At 68.6% G+C, this 19,453-nt stretch carries 20 protein-coding genes and 3 pseudogenes; 12 read left to right on the forward strand and 11 right to left on the reverse strand.

Going from position 1 to position 19,453, the window contains the following annotated elements; genetic code table 11:
* Nucleotides 1-156: 156 nt before the first annotated feature.
* Nucleotides 157-428 (forward strand): annotated as a pseudogene (locus QRN89_RS34990) (DUF6584 family protein); the annotation flags it as partial.
* A 14-nt stretch (nt 429-442) separates the two neighbouring features.
* Here the strand turns inward: QRN89_RS34990 and QRN89_RS34995 are convergent.
* The 7 genes and pseudogenes from QRN89_RS34995 to QRN89_RS35025 all read right to left on the reverse strand — a co-directional run bounded on the left by QRN89_RS34995 (nt 443) and on the right by QRN89_RS35025 (nt 5,530).
* Nucleotides 443-1,462, reverse strand: a complete 1,020-nt coding sequence (locus QRN89_RS34995) for a Gfo/Idh/MocA family protein (protein WP_290353442.1) — start codon at nt 1,460-1,462, stop codon at nt 443-445.
* The gene (locus QRN89_RS35000) at nt 1,459-2,481 is read right to left on the reverse strand and encodes a Gfo/Idh/MocA family protein (protein WP_290353443.1); all 1,023 of its coding nucleotides are present in this window, start codon (nt 2,479-2,481) and stop codon (nt 1,459-1,461) included. The genes QRN89_RS34995 and QRN89_RS35000 overlap by 4 nt, the downstream gene beginning before the upstream one ends.
* Nucleotides 2,478-3,242, reverse strand: coding sequence for an HAD family hydrolase (locus QRN89_RS35005; RefSeq protein ID WP_290353444.1), 765 nt, complete (start codon nt 3,240-3,242; stop codon nt 2,478-2,480). The genes QRN89_RS35000 and QRN89_RS35005 overlap by 4 nt, the downstream gene beginning before the upstream one ends.
* Nucleotides 3,239-3,703, reverse strand: coding sequence for a PTS sugar transporter subunit IIA (locus tag QRN89_RS35010; protein ID WP_290353446.1), 465 nt, complete (start codon nt 3,701-3,703; stop codon nt 3,239-3,241). The genes QRN89_RS35005 and QRN89_RS35010 overlap by 4 nt, the downstream gene beginning before the upstream one ends.
* Entirely contained in the window at nt 3,700-3,930 is a 231-nt protein-coding gene (locus QRN89_RS35015; protein ID WP_093659907.1) for a PTS sugar transporter subunit IIB, read from the reverse strand. Before QRN89_RS35015 ends, QRN89_RS35010 begins: the two co-directional genes overlap by 4 nt.
* Before the next feature lie 249 nt (nt 3,931-4,179).
* Nucleotides 4,180-4,642 (reverse strand): annotated as a pseudogene (locus QRN89_RS35020) (helix-turn-helix domain-containing protein); the annotation flags it as partial.
* Between the two features lie 159 nt (nt 4,643-4,801).
* On the reverse strand, nt 4,802-5,530 hold the full coding sequence (locus tag QRN89_RS35025) for a GntR family transcriptional regulator (RefSeq protein ID WP_290353449.1): 729 nt from the start codon (nt 5,528-5,530) through the stop codon (nt 4,802-4,804).
* A 312-nt stretch (nt 5,531-5,842) separates the two neighbouring features.
* Here QRN89_RS35025 and QRN89_RS35030 point away from each other — a divergent pair, with 312 nt between their 5' ends.
* The 7 genes from QRN89_RS35030 (at nt 5,843) to QRN89_RS35060 (ending at nt 12,545) form a co-directional block, all read left to right on the forward strand.
* The gene (locus QRN89_RS35030) at nt 5,843-7,078 is read left to right on the forward strand and encodes a PTS transporter subunit EIIC (protein WP_290353450.1); all 1,236 of its coding nucleotides are present in this window, start codon (nt 5,843-5,845) and stop codon (nt 7,076-7,078) included.
* Nucleotides 7,079-7,123: 45 nt separating this feature from the next.
* Complete coding sequence (locus tag QRN89_RS35035; RefSeq protein WP_290353451.1) at nt 7,124-7,390, forward strand: HPr family phosphocarrier protein; 267 nt, start codon at nt 7,124-7,126, stop codon at nt 7,388-7,390.
* Nucleotides 7,391-7,407: 17 nt separating this feature from the next.
* Entirely contained in the window at nt 7,408-9,075 is a 1,668-nt protein-coding gene (ptsP, locus tag QRN89_RS35040) for a phosphoenolpyruvate--protein phosphotransferase (protein ID WP_435833313.1), read from the forward strand.
* 1 nt (nt 9,076) lies between these two features.
* Nucleotides 9,077-9,856, forward strand: coding sequence for a glucosamine-6-phosphate deaminase (nagB, locus tag QRN89_RS35045; RefSeq protein ID WP_290353453.1), 780 nt, complete (start codon nt 9,077-9,079; stop codon nt 9,854-9,856).
* Nucleotides 9,856-10,818 carry an ROK family protein gene (locus tag QRN89_RS35050; RefSeq protein WP_290353454.1) on the forward strand — a complete coding sequence of 321 codons (963 nt, stop codon included), beginning with the start codon at nt 9,856-9,858 and terminating at the stop codon, nt 10,816-10,818. The genes nagB and QRN89_RS35050 overlap by 1 nt, the downstream gene beginning before the upstream one ends.
* 64 nt (nt 10,819-10,882) lie before the next feature.
* Nucleotides 10,883-11,875 (forward strand): hypothetical protein, encoded by a 993-nt coding sequence (locus QRN89_RS35055; RefSeq protein WP_290353455.1) that lies wholly within the window; start codon nt 10,883-10,885, stop codon nt 11,873-11,875.
* A gap of 169 nt (nt 11,876-12,044) precedes the next feature.
* Entirely contained in the window at nt 12,045-12,545 is a 501-nt protein-coding gene (locus QRN89_RS35060) for an ATP-binding protein (RefSeq protein WP_290353456.1), read from the forward strand.
* Here the strand turns inward: QRN89_RS35060 and QRN89_RS35065 are convergent.
* Entirely contained in the window at nt 12,517-12,807 is a 291-nt protein-coding gene (locus QRN89_RS35065; protein ID WP_290353457.1) for a hypothetical protein, read from the reverse strand. The genes QRN89_RS35060 and QRN89_RS35065 overlap by 29 nt on opposite strands.
* An 880-nt stretch (nt 12,808-13,687) precedes the next feature.
* Here QRN89_RS35065 and QRN89_RS35070 point away from each other — a divergent pair.
* Nucleotides 13,688-13,848: pseudogene (locus QRN89_RS35070) on the forward strand (SDR family oxidoreductase); the annotation flags it as partial.
* A gap of 567 nt (nt 13,849-14,415) precedes the next feature.
* Here QRN89_RS35070 and QRN89_RS35075 read toward each other — a convergent pair.
* Nucleotides 14,416-15,084, reverse strand: coding sequence for a peptidase E (locus tag QRN89_RS35075; protein ID WP_290353458.1), 669 nt, complete (start codon nt 15,082-15,084; stop codon nt 14,416-14,418).
* A 140-nt stretch (nt 15,085-15,224) separates the two neighbouring features.
* Here QRN89_RS35075 and QRN89_RS35080 point away from each other — a divergent pair, with 140 nt between their 5' ends.
* The 3 genes from QRN89_RS35080 to QRN89_RS35090 all read left to right on the forward strand — a co-directional run bounded on the left by QRN89_RS35080 (nt 15,225) and on the right by QRN89_RS35090 (nt 17,534).
* On the forward strand, nt 15,225-16,031 hold the full coding sequence (locus QRN89_RS35080) for a MerR family transcriptional regulator (protein WP_290353459.1): 807 nt from the start codon (nt 15,225-15,227) through the stop codon (nt 16,029-16,031).
* Nucleotides 16,028-17,041 (forward strand): BtrH N-terminal domain-containing protein, encoded by a 1,014-nt coding sequence (locus tag QRN89_RS35085; protein ID WP_290353460.1) that lies wholly within the window; start codon nt 16,028-16,030, stop codon nt 17,039-17,041. Before QRN89_RS35080 ends, QRN89_RS35085 begins: the two co-directional genes overlap by 4 nt.
* Nucleotides 17,042-17,381: 340 nt before the next feature.
* Nucleotides 17,382-17,534, forward strand: a complete 153-nt coding sequence (locus QRN89_RS35090; RefSeq protein WP_290353461.1) for a DUF4158 domain-containing protein — start codon at nt 17,382-17,384, stop codon at nt 17,532-17,534.
* A gap of 798 nt (nt 17,535-18,332) precedes the next feature.
* On the opposite strand, the gene QRN89_RS35095 is transcribed toward QRN89_RS35090, so the two are convergent.
* Together QRN89_RS35095 and QRN89_RS35100 are read right to left on the reverse strand one after the other, a co-directional pair.
* Complete coding sequence (locus QRN89_RS35095) at nt 18,333-18,950, reverse strand: hypothetical protein (RefSeq protein WP_290353462.1); 618 nt, start codon at nt 18,948-18,950, stop codon at nt 18,333-18,335.
* 123 nt (nt 18,951-19,073) lie between these two features.
* Nucleotides 19,074-19,424, reverse strand: coding sequence for a hypothetical protein (locus tag QRN89_RS35100; protein ID WP_290353463.1), 351 nt, complete (start codon nt 19,422-19,424; stop codon nt 19,074-19,076).
* Nucleotides 19,425-19,453 lie beyond the last annotated feature (29 nt).

Raw genomic sequence — 19,453 nt, forward strand, 5'->3', positions numbered from 1 at the left:
GAAGGACACGCACCAGGGGACTCGCTCGCTGAGCTCTGTCCCGACAAGCGATGGCGTCCCGTCTCAGTGGGGTTTCGTCGATGCCGTTGAGAGCGAGCGAGTGCTGAGCGGCAAACCAGGTCGACGTGGATCAGTGCGGTACCCGATCATGTGCTCATGTCCTTGAGAGAGACCCTTGCCCGAGTCGATGCAGACCTGGCCACCGGCCGGGTTCCCGTAGCGCGCCAGCGTTTGCGCGGTCTCGTCTCATCCTTCCCCCACGACCTGACGCTCCGTCGGCGTCTGGCCGAGGTGTACCGGCTCTAGGACGACGCCGAGGCCGGACGCTGGATGTACCTCGAAGAGGACCGCAACGCTGACGAGACCGCCACCTTCGAAGCGCGGTACAGGTGTCCCGGGTGGCGGTGAAGGCCCTCGCCTGGCGCGGCATCTTGTGGGCTGGTCAGGTTCCTGTGATGGCGGCGGGTTGGCCGGTGTGGAGCGAGGCGTAGGCGGCGAGGGCGGTTTTGAGGGTGCGCAGGCCTGTCTCGCCGTCGGGGTGGGCGCGTTGTCCGGTGCGGGCGGCGCTGAGGAAACTCTCGAGCATGGCGGCGTCGAGGTCGATGGCGGCGGGTTCCCAGCGGGCGGCGGCCTGGGCGGTGTCGTAACCAGTGAGGAGCGGTGGGAAGGCGTCGAATTCCGCGAGTGCGCGCTCGCCGACGCAGGTGAGGGTGAGACCGCCCCAGGTGGGGTGGGTGGCGGGATGACTCCAACTGCAGTCGATGGTGGCGACGAGCCCTCGCGGGTAAGTGAGGGTGAGTAGCCCGGCGGACTCCACTTCTGGTCCGTCGGTGCTGGAGGTGAGGAGGGAGTTGGCGACGGCGTGGACGTGGGTGGGCTGCTCGCCCTCGAGGAGGACGTCCAGGAGGTCTGCGATGTGCAGGGTGTGGTCCATGATGGCGCCGCCTCCGGCGAGAACGGGGTCGGCGAACCAGGGGCGCACCAGGCCTGGGGGGCGGGAGTTGTTGACGCCGTGGATGCTGAGGAGGGGCCCGAGGGTGCCGTCGGCGATGGTGTGCCGGAGGGCTGCGAAGGCGGGGTGGAAGCGTACGGGGTAGGCGGTCATGAGGCTCACGCCGCCCTGTTCGCAGGCGTCGATCATGGCGCGTGCGTCGTCCTCGGTGGTGGCCAGGGGTTTCTCGCACAGGATGTGAGCACCTGCGGCGGCGGCCTGCTCGACGAGTGTGCGGTGGCGGGCGTTCTCGCTGGCGACGATGACGGCCCGGGGACGCTCTGCGAGGGCCTCGTCGTAATCGGCCCGGTAGGAGACACCGAGTTCGTCGGCCAGGGACTTGCCGCGGGTGGGGTCGCCGGGGTCGGCGTCGGGGTCGGTCACGATGAGCTCGATGTCGCTTCGGTCGCGCAGCAGCTGGATGTACGTCGCTGCGTGAACGTGGGCGAAGGACAGGAGGGCGACCTTCATCGGGGGCTTCCTTCCGTGAGCGTGCGCGGGGCTGCGTCGTGGACGGCGACGGCCAGCCCGGTAGCTGCGGAGCGGCGGGCGGCTGCGGCGATCCGGACTGCCGCCACACCGTCCAGGGCGTTCACCCGCGGGGCGGGGCCGCCCTGGAAGGCGGACGCGAACTCGCGGATCTGAGCGGCGAAGGGGTCTTCGCCGAAGTCGCCCGTGGGTACTGCGCCCGCTTGGGCGCCGGCTGAACCGGTCAGGTGCAACGACGGGTGGGCGAGGGAGTCGTGGGTGAGGGTGCCGTTGGAGCCGGCGACGTGGAAGGTGTAGCGGAACGGACTGGCGGGCGGGCCCCACACACCCAGGACCTGGGAGATCACGCCGGATTCGTGGGTGAGGGTGGCGCTGCCGGTGGCGACGGGCGCCTCCGGGGCAGGTGCGGTGAGGTGGCCGCGCTGGGTGGCGTGGATGCCGACGACCTCCCCGAAGAGCCACCGGGCGATGTCCATGTCGTGGAGCATCTGGTCGGTGACGATGCCCCCCGAGAGGGCGGGATCGGCGAACCAGGGGCTCCACGTGGGATAGCGGCCGGTGCGGGTGAAGCGGGCCACGGCCACGCGTCCGACCGCCCCGGAGGCGAGGGCGTCGCGGAGCCGGCTGTAGGCGGGGAAGAATCGCACGACGTGTCCGGGGTAGAGCAGGCGTCCGGCCTTGTGGGCGGCTTCGGCCATCTCTTGGGCGTCCTGCGGTGTCAGGGCGAGGGGTTTCTCGCACAGGACGTCCGCTCCGGCCGCGAAGGCGGCCAGGGCGATGTCGCGATGGGTGGCGGTGGGGGTGCAGATGTCGGCGACCGATGCCCCGTCCAGGGCTTCATCGAGGCAAGCGGCCTTGGTGAGGCCGAACTCCTCTGCGAGCAGCGCGGCTTGGTCGTCGGTGGAGAAGATGCGGATACGTGCTCCGAGGGCGATCCAGGCCGGCACGTGGGTGCGGGCGATGAATCCGGCACCGATCACGGCCACCTCGAGTCTTTTCATGCTTCGGTCTCCTCGTCGTTGCGTCCCGCATTCGGGGAGTGTGTTCTGAGGGCGCCGCGGATGCTGCGCACGCTCGCGGCGGTGAGATCGGGGACGGTCCAGCGCGCTCCGGCCAGGGTGAGGTCGGCCGCGGCGGTGGTGGTGGTGACGCCGACGATGTCCCGGACACCGGCGGCGACCAGAGCGCGGACTCCCGACGGTGAGTCCTCGAAGGCCAGGCAGTGCTCGGGCCGCGCCCGCAGGGCGGTGCAGGCCCTGAGGTAGCCCTCGGGGGAGGGTTTCCCGGACGTGGTGTCCTCTGCCGTGATGACCACGTCGACCAAGTGGCGTACGCCGAGGACCTTGTCGAGGAGGTGCTGGGCCCACAGCGCACCGGCGCTGGTGATGACGGAGACGGGATACTTCACGCGCAGCCGCCGGATGAGTGCGGCAGCACCGGGAACGACCTCGACGCTGCCGGCGTGCTCCAGCGTGAAGGCGGTCATGGTGGACAGCACGGTTTGTGCGTCGGCGCCCGTCCAGGGCCCGGGAACGCCGACGATGACGTCACCGGGCCGTCGCCCCATGTACTGCTGCTCGTAGTCGGCGTCGGTCACCTCGACGCCCCAGGTGTCGAAGAACGCCTGCCAGGCGAGGCGGTGGACCTCTTCGCTGAGGACCAGGGTGCCGTCCAGGTCCAGGAGGACCGCTTCGCACGGCGGACGGGAGCCGGGCCCCTGGCCGCCGGTCCTCTTCGGGGGACGGGCGTCGGCCGTTGTCACAGCGCCGCCCAGCTGAACAGCAGGGCCCCGGCCGGTACCGGGCCGGTGACGGACGGCGGCTGCGTCGATCCGGGCCGGCTGTCGAGGACCACAACCGGGCAGATGGCGGACAGGCCGAGTGCCCGGACCGCGCTCGGGTCGAAGGTGATCACAGTCCGGCCGACCTCTACCTGTTCTCCTTCGGCGACATGCGCGCGGAACCCTTCTCCCTTCAGCCGCACGGTGTCGATGCCCAGGTGCACGAGGACGGCCGCCCCGCTGCTGGTATGGATCACGAACGCATGCGGGTGCAGCGTGGCGACCGTGCCGGCGACCGGCGCTACGACGTCGACGGGCCCGGCGACGTGGGGAGGCTCCACCGCCACTCCAGATCCCACCATCTGAGCTGCGAAAACCGGGTCGGGGACTTTGCCGAGTGCCGTGAGGGTCCCGGCCAGTGGGGCGTAGACGGCAAGACTCACAGCAGCTCCTTGATGTCCTCGGCCAGGGAGTCCGCCTCGGGGCCGACGACCACCTGGACGACTCCGGCCGACACCAGGACCCCGTGGGCGCCTGCTCTCTTGAGGGCGCCCACGTCAACGACGCCCGGGTCGTTCACCTCGGTGCGCAGCCTGGTGATGCAGGCCTCGATGTCGGCGATGTTGTCTGCTCCTCCGAGCCCTTCGACGATGAGTCGGGCTTTGGACATGGGTGCCCCTCCTGATCAGCGGAGTGATGCGGCGCCGCGCCGAAGTGAGGAGCACGCCGCAGGGAAGTGGTAATTACCAGTTATGACCAGAAGGGTAGCCCAGGGGGGCGGGGCGGGCAACCCTGAAAAGCGTGTACATGTCAAACAGTTGGCTAGGTGTATTGACTCGTAGCGTTGTTCACACGACTGATCGGGGGGTGGCCGCGCCGAGTGCGGTGGCGGCGGCGTCCCGTCAGAGCTGCCGACCGTGCGCCAGCCGCCGCCGTTGGGGATGCTGCCGAGTTTCTTGATGTCGACGTGGACCATTTCGCCGGGCCGGGCCCGTTCCTGGTGGCGGACGGGCTCTCCGGTGGGCCGGTCGGGCCAGGATCAGCCAGCTGAGACCGTGCCGGGTCAGGATGCGGTGCACGGTCGAGGCGGGCGGTCCGAGGGTCGGGCCGATGCGGGCCGGGCTCAGCCTGCGGGTCTGCCTCAGCTCACAGACACGTGCTTCCACCTCGGGCTCCGTGCGGTGCGGGATGGTGCGTGGCCGGCTGGAGCGGTCCTGCAGGCCGGCCTCGCCCTCCGCCCGCCATCGGCGCATCCGCTTGTGAGCCGTGGCCCGCGAGCGCCCCATCTCGGCGGCCACAGGAGCGACCGGACGTCCGGAACGCGCACGTTCGACCAGCAGCCGCCTCCCGAAGACGGTCAGCCGGGCATCACGGTGGGACACGAAGGCCTCCGTGCGGTGAAGATCCGACACCTCCACCACACACGGAGGCCTTCAGCACGATCAAGACCCTGCGTGTCGACAACGCTCGTGATCAATACGGCTAGTGGCGTGCGTGCAGGTCAATGCATGACTCCCGCCCGGGATGCCTCGGGCCGGGGTTCAGTGCTCGGTGAGGGTCATGTGCAACTGGTAACGGTCGGCGCGGAACCACGAGTACGCGTGCTCGACGGGCTGCTCGCCGCTGTAGGCGATGCGGTCGAAGGTCATGACGGCAGTGCCCTTGCGGATGCCCAGGAGGGCGGCGGTCTCCGTGGAGGCCGACCCTGCCCCGACCGTCTGCTCCGCACGGTCGACGGGATATCCGAACCGTGAGCCCAGGGTGTCGTAGATCGAGGCGGTGAAGTCCACGCTGTCCAGCTCCGGCAGAAGGTCGGCGCTGTACCAGGCGTCCTCGACGCAGATGGGCGTCCCGTTGGCCAGCCGGAGGCGGCGGACGTGCCATGACTGCTGCTTCTCGGTCATCCGGAGAGCCGCGGCGGTGGCTGAGGTGGGGGCCTTCTTGTCGGTCGAGAGTACGACGGTGCCCGGCTCCAGGCCGAGTCGGCGCATGTCCTCGTGGAAGGAGGCCAGGCCGAGTTCCGAGCGGTGTGTCCGCTCGGCAACGAAGGTGCCGCGCCCGTGTACCCGCACGGCCAGTCCTTCGGCCACGAGCTGACTGAGGGCTTCGCGTACCGTCACCCGGCTGACCCCGTGGTCGAGGCACAGTTGGCGCTCACTCGGCAGTGCGTCGCCGGGGGAGAGTCGGTTGGTGCACATGTCGACCAGAATCGCGCGCAGCTGTGCGTGCTTGGGCACCATGCTCTTGGCGGCGATCTGCTGTGTAGCCACTGCGACCCCACTCTCGGTTCCGGGAGGCTTCATCGCACCTCTCTGACTGGTTACTACCAGTATGCAGCATGCGCCAGGCCTCGATTTCATCACGGCAGCGCCTGTGCCCGCTCGTGGCGGATTGCACGCGCCGCGGCGTTCTGCTGCGTCGAAGCATTGACATGCCCCGGGTGCGGGGCCATGCTGAGGGTCAACTGGTCATTACCAGTCACTACCAGAGCTGATGGTTCGGCCAATCCGGCAGCTTCGGGCTGCCACGTACCCGTCCGGCTCTCCGCGTCCCGCCCCCCTGCACACGCCTTTGAGGTTGTCATGAGCACCAGTACATCCACGTCCGCAGGCCGCCGTCCCGGCCTGGCGGGCCTGCAGAAACTCGGCCGCAGCCTGATGCTGCCGATCGCCACGCTTCCGGCCGCCGGCCTGCTGCTCCGGCTGGGGCAGGACGACGTCCTGGGCCGCTTCTCCGCCCTGAAGGACACCGCACACGTCATCTCGGCCGCCGGCGGAGCGCTGTTCACCCACCTGCCGTTGATCTTCGCCGTGGGTATCGCGATCGGGTTCGCGAAGAAGGCGGACGGTTCCACCGCCCTTGCCGCAGTGGTCGGGTATCTCGTCCTGGACGGTGTCTTCAAGGCGATGTCGCCGGTCGTGCTGGAGGGCGAGAAGGACTTGGCCGGCGAACAGGCGGTGGTCAACTTCGGAGTCCTGGGCGGTATCGTCATCGGCCTGCTCGCCGCCGTGTTGTGGCAGCGCTTCTACCGCACGGTGCTTCCGCCCTATCTCGGCTTCTTCAGCGGCCGCAGACTCGTGCCCATCCTGACCGCGGTCACCGCTCTCGTGGTGGGCGTTCTGATGAGCCTGGTCTATCCGCTGTTCAACAGCGGTCTGACCGCGGTCGGCGAGGCCGTCGACGAGAACAGCATCATCGGCGGAGGGATCTACGGCACCGCGAACAAGCTGCTCATCCCGCTGGGCCTGCACCACATCCTCAACTCCGTCGTGTGGTTCATCCTCGGCGACCACAACGGCACCCACGGCGACCTGAACCGATTCTTCGCGGGCGACCCCGAGGCGGGCATCTTCATGACCGGATTCTTCCCGATCATGATGTTCGCCCTTCCCGCCGCAGCCCTGGCGATCTGGCGCGAAGCCCGCCCCGAACACCGCAAGGCCGTCGGCGGGATCATGCTCTCCGCCGGACTCACCAGCTTCCTCACCGGCATCACGGAGCCGATCGAGTTCGCCTTCCTCTTCGTCGCCTGGCCCCTGTACCTGATACACGCCGTGCTGACCGGAACGTCCCTCGCCCTGGTGAACGCCCTCGACATCCACCACGGGTTCACCTTCTCCTCCGGTCTCATCGACTACGTACTCAACTGGGGCAAGGCCACCAACCCGCTGCTGCTGATTCCCATAGGCCTGGGCTACGCCGCCCTCTACTACGTGCTGTTCCGCTTCGTCATCCGCCGCTGGAACCTGCGCACCCCCGGCCGCGAGGAGGACAACCCGGAGGCCGATCAGGAACGCCAGCCCCAGCCCGCGGCCTGACACGGCCCCACGCACTCCGACAGCCCTTCGAAAGGAAAACCGTCCATGGCGCAGCGCGTCGTCTCCATCGGCTCACACAGCGGCCTGCACGCCAGGCCCGCCGCCGCCTTCGTCCAGGCCGCCTCCCGGGCGCCCCTGTCGGTCACGATCGCTGTCGACGGCAAGCCCCCCGTGGCCGCCGACAGCATGCTGGGAGTCATGACGCTCGGCGCCGGCTACGGCGACCGGGTCACCCTGTCCGCAGAAGGCCGGCAGGCGGAGACCGTCCTGGAGGAACTGGCGGCCCTGCTGAGCAAGGAGCTCGACGCGTGAGCCCCACCTCGATCACGATGACCGGCTACGGCGTCAGCCCCGGGGTGGCATGTGCCCCCCTGGCCCGCATGACGCCGCCGGTCATCACCGACCCCGACGAAGCACCGGGTGAGAACTCGGCCCACGAAGTCCAGCGGGTACGCCAGGCCCTGACCGAAGTGGCCGCGCAACTCTCCGCCATCGCTACAGGCGGCACGGCAGGCGCCATCCTGGAGGCCGGCGCCGCCATGGCCGGCGACCCTGCCCTGGTCCAGGCCGCCGCCCACCACATCGGCCGAGGCGTGCCCACCGCCCACAGCCTCTCCCTCGCGATCGACGCCTACTGCACCCAACTTGAGCAAGCCGGCGGATACATGGCCGAACGCGCCGCCGACCTGCGCGACATCCGCAACCGCACCGTCGCACTCCTGATGGACGTGCCCATGCCCGGCATACCCCGTCCAGGACACTCGTTCATCCTCGCCGCAGAGGACCTCTCCCCGGCCGACACCGCGCAGCTGGCCGGCGGTGACGTGGTGGGCCTGATCACCGAGAAGGGCGGCCCGACCGGCCACACCGCCATCCTCGCCCGCGCACTCGGTCTGCCTGCGGTGGTCGGATGCCCCCAGGCCGGCGCCCTGCAGGACGGCATCCCCGTCCTCCTCGACGGCCGGGCCGGCACCGTCGAGGCCCACCCCTCGCCCCAACGTCGGCAGCAAGCCCTCGACGACGCCCGGACCCGCACACAGTCCCGCACCGAAGGGCCGGGCCGCACCGCCGACCATCACGCCGTTCAGCTCCTGACCAACATCGGCACTCCCGCGGACGCCGTCCGCGCGGCACAGGCCGACAACGAAGGGGTGGGGCTGTTCCGTACCGAGTTCCTCTTCCTGGACCGCCGCGAACCCCCCACGCTCGAGGAACAGATTCGGGCCTACTCCCAGGTCTTCGACTCCTTCGAGGGGCGCACGGTGACGGTGCGCACCCTGGATGCCGGCTCGGACAAGCCCCTTCCCTTCCTGCACCTGCCCCGTGAGGACAATCCCGCTCTCGGGCTGCGGGGGCTGCGCACGGCCACGCTGCGGCCGGGCATCCTCGAAACCCAGCTCGCAGCCCTTGTTACGGCACAGCGCCGCACCAGCGCGCGGATGAGGGTCATGGCGCCGATGGTCACCACTGCAGAGGAAGCCGCCCACTTTGCCGGCCTCGCCCGCAGCTGCGGCGTACAGAACGTCGGAATCATGATCGAAGTACCGTCGGCGGCCCTGCGCGCGCACGATCTGCTGCCTCATGTCGACTTCGCCAGCATCGGCACCAACGACCTGGCCCAGTACAGCCTGGCCGCCGACCGGACCTCCCAGACCCTCGGCCATCTCCTGGACCCCTGGCAGCCGGCCCTGCTCACCCTGGTCGCCACGGTGTGTGGCGCGGCCGAGGCCCTGGGCCGGCCCGTGGGTGTCTGCGGAGAGGCGGCCGCCGATCCGCTGCTGGCGCCCGTTCTGGCCGGACTCGGGGTGAGCGGCCTGTCCATGGCCGCCCCAGCCGTCGCCGACGTCCGCGACGCGCTCGCCGAGCTCACGCTGGAGCAGTGCCGCAGCCTGGCGGCCGCCGTGCTCGACGCCACCAGCTCGGCGGCGGCGCGTGCCACCGCCCAGGAGATGAGCGAGACATTCCGCGCGGTGGCCCCGAACGGCGAGGGGCTGTGACATGGAGGTGGTGATCCGCCCTGATGCGGAGGACGCCGGCCGCACGGTCGCCGGCATCGTCCACCAGGCGCTGGCGGAGGGCGTGAGAACGCTGGGGCTGGCCACGGGCTCCTCCCCCCTGGGGGTCTATCGGGATCTGGCCCGGCGCCACCGTCACGAGGGCCTCAGCTTCAGCGGCATCGAGGCTTTCCTGCTCGATGAGTACGTAGGGCTCCCGGCCGCCCATCCGCAGTCCTTCGCCCAGGTGATACGACGCGAGCTGGCCGACCATGTCGACCTCGACCCCGCGCGACTCCACCTGCCCTCCGGCACGGCACCCGACCCGGCTGCGGAAGCACGCCGCTTCGAGCGCTGCCTCGCCGAGGCAGGGCCCGTCGGGCTGCAGATACTCGGCATCGGGGTCAACGGCCACGTCGGTTTCAACGAGCCGGGCTCCTCACTGGCCTCACGCACCCGGCTCAAGACCCTCACCGACGACACCCGCCGCGACAACGCCCGTTTCTTCGGCGGCATCGAGGACGTTCCCCGCCACGTCATCACCCAGGGACTCGCGACGATCGGCGAGGCGTCCCACCTCGTGCTGATCGCCACCGGCCCGCACAAGGCCCGCGCGGTGGCTGCTGCCGTCGAGGGCCCCGTGACCGCGGCCTGCCCGGCCTCGGTCCTCCAGTTGCACCCCCACGTCACCGTCGTGGTGGACGCGCTCGCCGCCTCCCGGCTGGAACAACGGGCCTACTACCGCTCCATTGCCCGCCACAAGCCCGCCGGACAAAGGTACTGATGACACGCCCCGCCCATGTTGTCGCCGTCGATCTCGGCGGCACCACGATCAAGGCAGCCCGCTACGACGCCGAAGGGACGGCCGAGGAAACCCTGCGACTTCCCACGCCCTCAACGAGGGGACCAGACGCTGTCGTCGCCGCGGTCGTGCAGGCGGCCACCGCCCTCGTCCGGCCCGGCGTCAGGGCCGTCGGCCTCTCCGCTCCAGGGCTGATCGACACCGACGCCGGAATCGTCCGCTTCGCATCGAACCTCGGCCTGCGCGACACACCTCTGGCCGCAGCCGTGGCCGCCGCCGTGCACCTGCCCGTCACCCTCGAGCACGATGTGAGGGCCGCCTGCCTGGCGGAGCGGCAGCTCGGGCTCGGAGCCGGCGTGAGCGACCTGCTCGTGGTCGTGCTCGGTACCGGTCTGGCTGCCGGCATCGTCAGCGACGGCCGAGTCATACACGGCGCAAGCGGCATCGCCGGGGAGTTCGGCCACATCCCCGTGCACGCCGACGGCGAGCCGTGCCCCTGTGGTCAGCGCGGATGCGTCGAGGCCTACGCCGCAGCCAGCGCCCTGGTCCGTCGCTACCGCCGCACCGGCAGCAGTGCGGACACCGCCGCCGACATCACCGCACGCCTCGGCACCGACCCGGACGCCGCCCGCGTCTGGGCCGAGGCGACGGACGCCCTCGGCAGGGCACTCGTTACCTCGACGGTCCTGTTCGACCACCAGCGCATCGTCCTGGCGGGCGGTATTGCAGCGGCCGGAGACCTCCTCACGACCCCGGTCCGTCGGAGCCTGCAACGGGGACTGGCCTGGCGGACCGCACCGACCGTGGAGATCTCTCCTCTCGGTGCGGACGCCGGGCTCCTCGGAGCAGCTCTGCTCGCCGTGACGGCCACAGACACGACCTCCGCCCTGGGGGAGTCTGCCGGGACGTCCCTCGCTGAGGCACAGACGCCTCGCACGGCCTGACAGCTTTCGTGCGGCAGCGGCCCCGGCACCCGCTGCCGCACGGACACAACGGAGGAAGGAGCAGGTGACCATGTGGACCCGAAGACGACAGAGACCACCCCGCCGACTGTGCCCACAACTGGACGACAGCCAGCTCACCCGCACTCTGACCCACCTCGAAGCCCAGATCGCCGCCCAGGGCGACAACCTGGCGGAAGCCAACGACCGCGGGGCCCTCACGTACCCCATCGAGCAGGTACTGCGCGATGCGGCAGACGACTGGGACCGGCGCATGCACCGCCTGCTCGTGCTCAGCACCATCCCCGAAGCCTCCGTCCTGGCCCACCATTGGCGAAGCCGGGAACCTGCCGGCGCCGACGCCCTGCTCCTCCAGGTCTTCGCCGACATCCACAGGGCCCGCGCCACCGGTGCGGCTCTCGACATCGACGCCACCATGCGTCTGTGCCGGCACGCAGCGGCGCTCGCGCCCCCGGACCCCGCCCCCTGGGTTGCCATGCTCAGCTGCCACCGGATGCAGCGGGCCTCCGGCGCGGCGGTGCAGCCCGTGTGGGAGGCCGTCAAAGAGCGCGACCGCTGGAACCGGGAAGCACACCGCGAGATGCTGGGCTACGTTTCCCCGGAGGAATGTGGATCCAGTGCCCTGACCGTGCAGTTCCTCGACTCCGTCGCCATCGCCGCGCCCCCCGGAGCCCCCGTGGCGGCCCTCAGCCTCACCCACTCCCTCGCCCGGTACCGCAGAGCTCTGGCAGCCGGCGGGATCGAAGCGCTGACCGCACACCGGCACTGGAACCAGCCGCACGAAAGCGCCCTTGTCGACCACGCTGTCGCCACCTGGCCGCAGCCCGGATTCCTCAGGCACGCAGCAGCACTCGCCGACCTCAACCTCCTCGCCTACGTACTGACGAAAGCCACGCGCCCGCGCGACGCCTGGCCGGTCTTCGAGGCCATGTCGGCAGTCGCCACCGCCTGGCCGTGGGAGATCGACGGTGATCCGTTGGAGCAGATGCAGGAGTCCCACCGTCGGGCTTTCCGCGCCCGGAACCGGAGCGGACGCTGATGCATGCGATCCCCCTCCGCGCCGTTTCGCCCTGAGGCCTGCCGAAAATCTCCTTGGACCCAATTGACAACCTCTCCACCCCGGGTTCAGTCTGGTCATATCTGGTTATTACCAGTTTGGGGCGGGGTCGGAGTCCGCTCGGCCCCCACGCGGAAGGCGCGAGGTTGTCATGACTACCCAAGTGCTCCCTGAACCGGCCGGGCCGGTGCAACTGCTCGACGCGGATCCCGGCGCCACGGCCCCTGGTTCCGGTCAGGGCCAGCGCCACGGACCCTGGCCCGACACGGATGACAAAGAAGCCAGGTACCTCGTCGTGGTAGGCGCCGGCGCCGAAGACGTCAGCCGGATCCGCCGCCTCGCGCACGACTTCCTGGCGCGTCTGCGAGTGCCGCCCTCGGCATGCGAAGACGCGCTTCTCATCATCTCCGAGCTGGTCACCAATGCCGTCGTCCACGCTCTCCCGCCGGCAGCCCTGCGGGTCCGCTGCATGCGATGCGGCGCCCTTCGCATCGAGGTCATCGACGGTGGCTCGCAGTCCCCCCTGCCGTCGCACACCGACGCGGAGGACGAGCACGGCCGCGGGATGTTCATTGTTGCCACCCTCGCCACTCGGCACGGCACCGTCACGCACGAAAGTGGCGCTATGCGATGGGCTGAACTTTGTCCTTGACCACGGCTTCCACCTGCCCGGGGATGGCCTGGCTTGTGGCGCCGGCGCCATGCGTGCGCGCTGAACAGATGTGCACGCAGCACTGGTTGACGAGAGGAAAGCGGAAGTTCCCCGTGATGCCGGACAGACGTGTTTGCGCTGCGAAGATGTGTTGCTGCTCGTGTCGCTGTCGGATCTCCAGCGGGGTGAGGCACCCCCAGGCCGGATGCTTCCGGAGCCCTCTGCGGTTGTGGAAGGTTTCGATGAAGGTGAAGATCTCCACGCGTGCGGTGGTCCGGTCGGGCGGCGGCGGGTGTTGATCTCCGGCTGCAGCAGCGCGAAGAAGCTCTCGGCGGCGGCATTGTCACAGCACGAACAGGTCCGGCCCACGCTCTGCCGTAGTCCCAACCGGCGTATCTCGCAGCGCGGTTCGTAGGAGGCGTACGCCGACCCGCGATCCGGGTGCACGATGCGGCCGGGCTGGAGCCGGCGACGGTCGGCAGCCTCGGCCCACCGGCCTTCATCGGAAAGCCCGGCGGCCCACTCGTACAGCCCCATGACCACGGGGCCTCCGGACAGTTCGGCCTGCGCACGGCCGATGGCGAGCATCTCGGCGCGCATGGCAAGTCCTTCGTCGCGTCGGCCCACGACGCACAGCTCTCGCTGGCAGGTGTCGAGGGCCTCGTACAGAACGTCGGCGCGGGCAGGCATGGCCGGATCGATGGACCGTGCCACGGCCACCGCCTCCTCCCGCAGGGCGGGACAGGCCACATGCTTGTTGCCCGAGCGGCAGTCGTAGCTCAGACGTTGCGGCGCCCTGGCCAAGAGGGGCAAGTACGAGGCGGGGCTGACCTGAGCGAGCACCTAAACATGCGTCGAATTCCTCACGCGGAGTGCGGCGTCCCGAGGCGAGCAATCCATTCCGCGCTCGCACGATGTCGTCCTGATCGACTTTCCCCGATTGCTTCACAACGGAGATTCTGAGTGTCCCGCAGAGGGCGGAACAGGCTGCTCGCCTGTGCTGTTCCTCCTACGCAAACACCCTCTGACCTGTCATGATGGAGGTGACATCACTTTCGGTTCGGCGCGGCCGAAGAGTGGGGCGTAGCCGGAGGGGAGCTGTTGAAGGCTGCTGGTCAGAAGGTCGGCGCCGGCATAGGCCGCGACGGCGGAACGTGCGGGAGGTCGCCGCGGCCGTCGCCTTCCTCGCCGGGCCCGAATCCTCACATGTCACCGGGCCTCATGGGCCGTGGAAGGGGGCATGCTACGGATGGGACCGATGGCAGGCTCCCACCTCGACAATGACTCCTGGTGCCGCGCCTGACAGCCGGAAGGTCGCCTCACTGACGACGTGACACTTCGGATCGCGGCCAGCGGCGGGTCCGGGTGGAAGCATCCAGGGGCTTGTCGCGCGCGCATTCCGGCTCCCGTGGTCCTCGCTGCAGGGCTCCGGGGTCATGGCCGGGGCCGCGATGCCCATACGCCTCCCCGGGACAGTGCGGTCCCGGGAGGCCGTCGAGAAGAGATGACCGCGTCCCACCGGCCGGCGACCCTGCGCAGGCGACGCGAGACCGCATCACGCCCAATGCCCGTATGGCGAGCAGCGATCCGCGTCCCCGTCTCGGGGAGCGGTGTACGGGTACCGGGGGCGTGGATCATGCGCGCCCGCCGGCACTGCCTCGACCACGAACGCCCCCCGGGGGATGAGCGAGTCACTGATCACCTGGACCGCATCACGCCGAGGCTTGGCCGCTCATCCGCCGCAAGCACCGTCCCGCACGGCACAACGTCACTCCCGACCACCTCGCGCAAGCGGCTTCGCCCCGCCGCTCCGCATCAGTTCGCCCTGGGCGCAGCACTGACCTGTCCGAACCCCGCCGCGTGTGCTGAGTCACGGATGGAACCGCCACCGGCCTTCGGAAACGACATCCACCTTGCCGTCCCTGACGCGAACGGCCGTCTCGTCGTCGATGAAGTAGATCGGGAAGTCCGCGCGCGCAACGACGCGATCAGCCCAGGCGTCGTCCCGCTCGGGGAAATCCGGTGAGTACAGGTGAGGCTTGAGATACCAGTCGAAGAGGCCGAACGGCGGCTCCACGGACGTCGCGCCGAGTGCATGGAGGTCGGTGGTGTCCCCGATGACGTCGGCAGAGTGTCCCGTGAGATTACGGCTGAAGATCATTGAACCGGCGCTGACCCCCACGTAGACCCGACTCTCCAGGGCCTCCAGGAAGCCGTCGGACAGGCCGTTGCCGGTGATGCTGCGCGCGAGGTGGTACTGGTTGCCGCCCTCAACGTAGATGACGTCGGCGTTAAGCAGTCGGTCGAGGATCATCTGCCGGGGCAGGCCATTCAGCTCCAGCACGTCGAACTCCCGCCAGCCCAGCCCGTGCAGCCGGTTCATGTCCGCGACGAACCATCCATGGTCCCCGGGCTCGGCGACTGATGCGGTGGGAACGAACACGACGTTCGCTGATCCGAACGGCCTACCCAGCATGTCCCGCAGCGCATCCCGCAGCGTCTCGTTACGGAGGCCACTCGCCGTCAACAGAAAGTTCATCGGGGGAGCCAAGCACGACTCCAGTGCCCGCGCAACGAACGAGTCTCCCGATACCGTCATGGAATGCGGCATCAGGAAGTTGGTGAGCTCACTGTCGCAGCGCTGGACTCTCCCACCGGGGGAGAGTCCACCATGATGGCGTGCAAGACGAACTCCTCACCATCGGGCGCTTCGCCCGGCTGTGCCGACTCAGCATCAAGCAGCTACGGCACTACGACGACATGGGGCTGCTGGCTCCCATCCGCGTGGACGCCGGCTCTGGCTACCGCTACTACGCACCCGCACAGGCCCGTGATGCCCTGACCATCGCCCTGCTGCGCGAAATGGATCTTCCCCTGGCCGTGATCGCCCAGGCCCTGCGTGCCGAGCCTGAGCGCATGGCACAGATCCTACGCGCCGAGCGGGATCGTCTTGCCGAGCGGATCAGCAGGGACCAGGCCCGGCTTCAGGTACTGGAGCGGCTGGCAGCGGACGGCCTGCCCGGCTATGAGGTGACGATGAACAGGGCGCCAGAGCGACGGCTGGCAGTGGTGCGAACGGTATGCACTCCCGCGGAGATCGGAACCAGCGTCGAGAAGTGTGTAGGTCGACTGCTGCCCGTGCTCGGCAAGACGGGCATTGCGTGGGAGCCACCGCTGTGGGGGCTGTACCCGCTGGACCTCGAAGACCGGATGGAGATCGCCGTCGGAGCGCAGACCACGCAGGGGGAGGGCTCACCCGGCCTGGAATTCGAGGTGCTGCCCGGTGGGCTCGTTGCCGAGACCTTGCACGCCGGGCCCTACGCCCAACTGCCCTTGGCCTACAACGCGCTCTTCGCCGCCATCCACGAGCGCGGACTGCGCCCGCAAGCACCTGTACGCGAGGCCTATCTCGTCGGACCGGAAGAGGCACCACAAGAAGTGCTGATGACCCGACTGATCATCCCTGTCCAGGAGAGTACGGCATGACCACGGTGACAGACATCGACGCCCGCGGTACGCAGCACTGCGAGACGACAGCTCTGGGGGTGCTGCTGCGGCACCAGGGATTTGATCTGTCCGAGCCCATGCTCTTCGGTCTCGGCTCCGGTCTGTCGTTCATCTACTGGGACAGCAAGAACATGGGCTTCCCCTTCCTCGGAGGACGGGTCAAGCCTTTCGACATCACCAGAAACCTGGCCCACAGGCTCAAGCTGGAGCTCCTGATCCAGGAGACCACATCACCGCGGAAGGCATGGGACAGCGTGGCGGCCGCTATTCGGGCCGACCATCCCGTCGGTCTACAGCTCGACAGCTACTACCTGGACTACTTCGGCTCGAGGATCCACTTCGGCGGCCACGTCGTGGCCATGTACGGCTACGACGACCACAAGGCCTACCTGGTGGACACTGATCAGCAAGGGGGAGCGGTATCCACCAGCCTGACCAGTCTCGCGCAGGCCAGAGCAGCACGTGCCCCGATGGCCGCCAGGAACCGCTCTTTCACTCTCACCACACCGACGAACCCGCCCTCCCCGCACAGCCACATCATCCCCGCCATCACAGCCTGCGCCGACGCCTTCCTCCACCCGCCCATCGCCAACCTCGGCCACCGAGGCATCGAGAAGGCCGGCAAGCTGGTACCCACATGGTTCCAGCGCAGCGACGCCCCGCAGCGAGACCTGCCACAGGCTGCCCTCCTGATGGAGAAGGCCGGCACCGGCGGCGCCCTATTCCGCAACCTCTACCGCGACTTCCTCGCCGAATGCGCCGATCTGCTCGACAGCAGCCACCTACGCGTCGGCCTCACGCTGTACACCGAGGCGGCCACCCTGTGGACGGAAGTGGCAGGGCTGATCAAGAAGGCCGGCGAATCAGGCGAGACGCAACTTCTCCAGCAAGCCGGTACCATCCTTGGCGATCTTTCGCACATGGAGCGCGAGGCCATGCAAGCGCTGAGCTGCCTAGGACGCGAGGCAGGAAGCGCGCCCCAGCCCTAATCCCACCGGCACCCGGACGCCGCCCCTGGGCATCGCGGCCCGCTACGTACCCGCCCGCACCTCCGGAGAAGTCGGCGGCGACTGGTACGACTGCTTTCCCTCCCGGACGGCGCGACAGTCCCGATCATCGGAGACGTCACCGGCCACGACCTCCCCACCGCCGTGACGATGGGACCACGGAATGTGCTCCGCGCCGTCGTCTGCGACCGGTTCGAGCCACCCGCGACATCCTGCGCCGCCTTGATGCGATCACCCACACCCTCTACGGCGGTCACACCGCAACCTGCCTCTACCCCCACCAGCCCCGCTTCCCAGAAAGGGTGATGAGGGGCCGCGGATCGTGGTGGACTTGGGGCCCGCGCGCCCGGAGCTGGAGCGGTTCTTCTTCCTCGGCGATGACGACCGTCATCTGATCGCGCTGTGCCGTACGGACGCGCCCCGGCTGTACATGGCGGTGCAGGTCTGCAAGCTCCGCACGTCGGCCGGTTCTTGAGCGAGGACCCCCTGCGCACGCCTTCGGCCAGCCTCCGCCTCATCGATCGGTAGCACGGTCAGTGCACCGCTGACGGCGAGGATGCGCAGGAACGTACGGCGGATCATCTCGTGGGGGTCGCCGGGCCTTGTGCCCCGCTTGGAGAGCTCCCGCGGCGCGAGGCGTTCAGGCTCAGCCGCACGTCCGTGAAGGCTGCCTCGGACCCGCTCAGAACGAACCGTACCGCCTCTCGACCTTGCTCCGGTCGCTCGAAGCCGGACGCGCTGGCGGTGTCATGGATGCCTTTGTCGCCTACCGTGACATGAACGCGCATGTGCATTCGTTGGCGAGTGCGGAAGACGTGGCATCTGTGTCCCCTGCCTTACGCCTGGGGCGTGTTGAAGGCTGGGCAGCCGGGTTGTCCCTACGGTGCTCGTGATTCCTCGTCTCTGGAGACGTCATGAGAAGCCTGCGCCCTGTTGGCCTTGGGCCTCGTCGTCGTACCAACCCAGTCTGACCGCCCCGGGTTCCATAGAGATCTCAGACTGTGGTTGTGACCTGGGGTTTCGTGAGTTCGGTGTAGTGGTTGGCTTCGTATTCGACGGGCGGAACGTGGCCTATCTCGCCGTTGAGTCTTCTGTGGTTGTACCAGTCAACCCACTCGGGGCGGCCAACTCGACCTGGTCACCGTCGAAGTACCCGCGAGTTCCTCAGGACTACGCCGCCTGCGGGATTCGCCTGGCTGAGGTCCCAGGCCGGACGGCGGGTCGAACCGGCCTATTGACCTCGGCCCGAAGCACATCCGCAGGACGACGATGCTCACTGGGTCAGCAAGGTGAACTCCATGGTGTCCCCGTCTCTGACAAGCGAGGAGTTTTCGCGTTTCATGGCCGTTACGGTCAGCCGCTGCCCCGCACGGACCACGGCCAGCATCAACGGTGACGTGAGCTCTTTGCTGAGGTGACCCACTTGTGCATCAGGTTCTTGTGTGCGGATGTCGAAGTCGATGAAATCTGGACTCTCTCCGACGAGCACAGTCAGCACACGAACGGATTCGTATCCTTCTTCGTGCTCAGAACCGGTGTACACGAGGGCCTCCGACTCGGACACGACAGCCAAGGGGGAGTCGGTCAGCACGGAAGCGACAGCTGCGAAGTCCGCGAGGTCGAACGCAAGCGTCCCGCCGCTAAGTTGATCACAATCGAGCCAGTCTCCCGTCGCCGCGCGGATGGAGTAGTACAACTCCTCAGCGAGGAAGCCGTCGTCACGCCGGTATACCACAAGGGCGAACCCGAGATTGCCGTCGATCCATACATCGGCGGCCGTGGGTCCCTTGGCGAGTCGAGCAGGCAGAGAGTTTCTGGCACCGTCGCCAGGCGGGTGCTTTCCTTCCCGGAGGGCTTCCCGGGCAACGTGGGCCATGGTTTGTCGCATCACGAATCCACTGCTCCTCTGATGTTCGTGCGGCCAGATGCATGGTGTGGCGCGCCTCTCAGGGACGCGCCACACTGCGCTGTTTCCGAGGGACGAGGTCAGTCAACCCCCGTCACTGGTTGTCGATCACCTGGCGATACAGGAGTAAGGCATGTCGGCCACGTAGCCGTTCCGGCCGAACACACCGACCATTCCATACGACCAGACCCTGGTGCCGGGCTTCACCTGGACGGCTACGTGCACAGCCCAAGTGGTCTTTACCCGGTTGTACCAGTTGGCCTTGGCCTGCAGCTTGCGCATCTTGCCGCGGCGACCCGGCGGGGCACCGTGGACCTCGACGTAGCTGGCGTTCTTGGCCACGTAGCGGTTGAAGAAGCCCATGACCTGTACGTTGACGTAGTAGCCGATGTACGGGTACCCGTTCTTCGCTGTTCCCGGGGCGGCATTGCCGGACAACGTGCCCCGCACAGACCGCACACGTCACGACGCCCCTCAGACGTCTCGCC

It is taken from the genome of Streptomyces sp. HUAS CB01 (assembly GCF_030406905.1).
Lineage (GTDB): Bacteria > Actinomycetota > Actinomycetes > Streptomycetales > Streptomycetaceae > Streptomyces > Streptomyces chengbuensis.

Excerpts from the sequence above, each read along its gene's own strand:
- QRN89_RS34995 (WP_290353442.1), bottom strand. The coding sequence starts at position 1,462 with ATGAAGGTCGCCCTCCTGTCCTTCGCCCACGTTCACGCAGCGACGTAC.
- QRN89_RS35000 (WP_290353443.1), bottom strand. The coding sequence starts at position 2,481 with ATGAAAAGACTCGAGGTGGCCGTGATCGGTGCCGGATTCATCGCCCGC.
- QRN89_RS35015 (WP_093659907.1), bottom strand. The coding sequence starts at position 3,930 with ATGTCCAAAGCCCGACTCATCGTCGAAGGGCTCGGAGGAGCAGACAAC.
- QRN89_RS35030 (WP_290353450.1), top strand. The coding sequence starts at position 5,843 with ATGAGCACCAGTACATCCACGTCCGCAGGCCGCCGTCCCGGCCTGGCG.
- QRN89_RS35035 (WP_290353451.1), top strand. The coding sequence starts at position 7,124 with ATGGCGCAGCGCGTCGTCTCCATCGGCTCACACAGCGGCCTGCACGCC.
- ptsP (WP_435833313.1), top strand. The coding sequence starts at position 7,408 with ATGACCGGCTACGGCGTCAGCCCCGGGGTGGCATGTGCCCCCCTGGCC.
- nagB (WP_290353453.1), top strand. The coding sequence starts at position 9,077 with ATGGAGGTGGTGATCCGCCCTGATGCGGAGGACGCCGGCCGCACGGTC.
- QRN89_RS35050 (WP_290353454.1), top strand. The coding sequence starts at position 9,856 with ATGACACGCCCCGCCCATGTTGTCGCCGTCGATCTCGGCGGCACCACG.
- QRN89_RS35060 (WP_290353456.1), top strand. The coding sequence starts at position 12,045 with ATGACTACCCAAGTGCTCCCTGAACCGGCCGGGCCGGTGCAACTGCTC.
- QRN89_RS35075 (WP_290353458.1), bottom strand. The coding sequence starts at position 15,084 with ATGAACTTTCTGTTGACGGCGAGTGGCCTCCGTAACGAGACGCTGCGG.
- QRN89_RS35085 (WP_290353460.1), top strand. The coding sequence starts at position 16,028 with ATGACCACGGTGACAGACATCGACGCCCGCGGTACGCAGCACTGCGAG.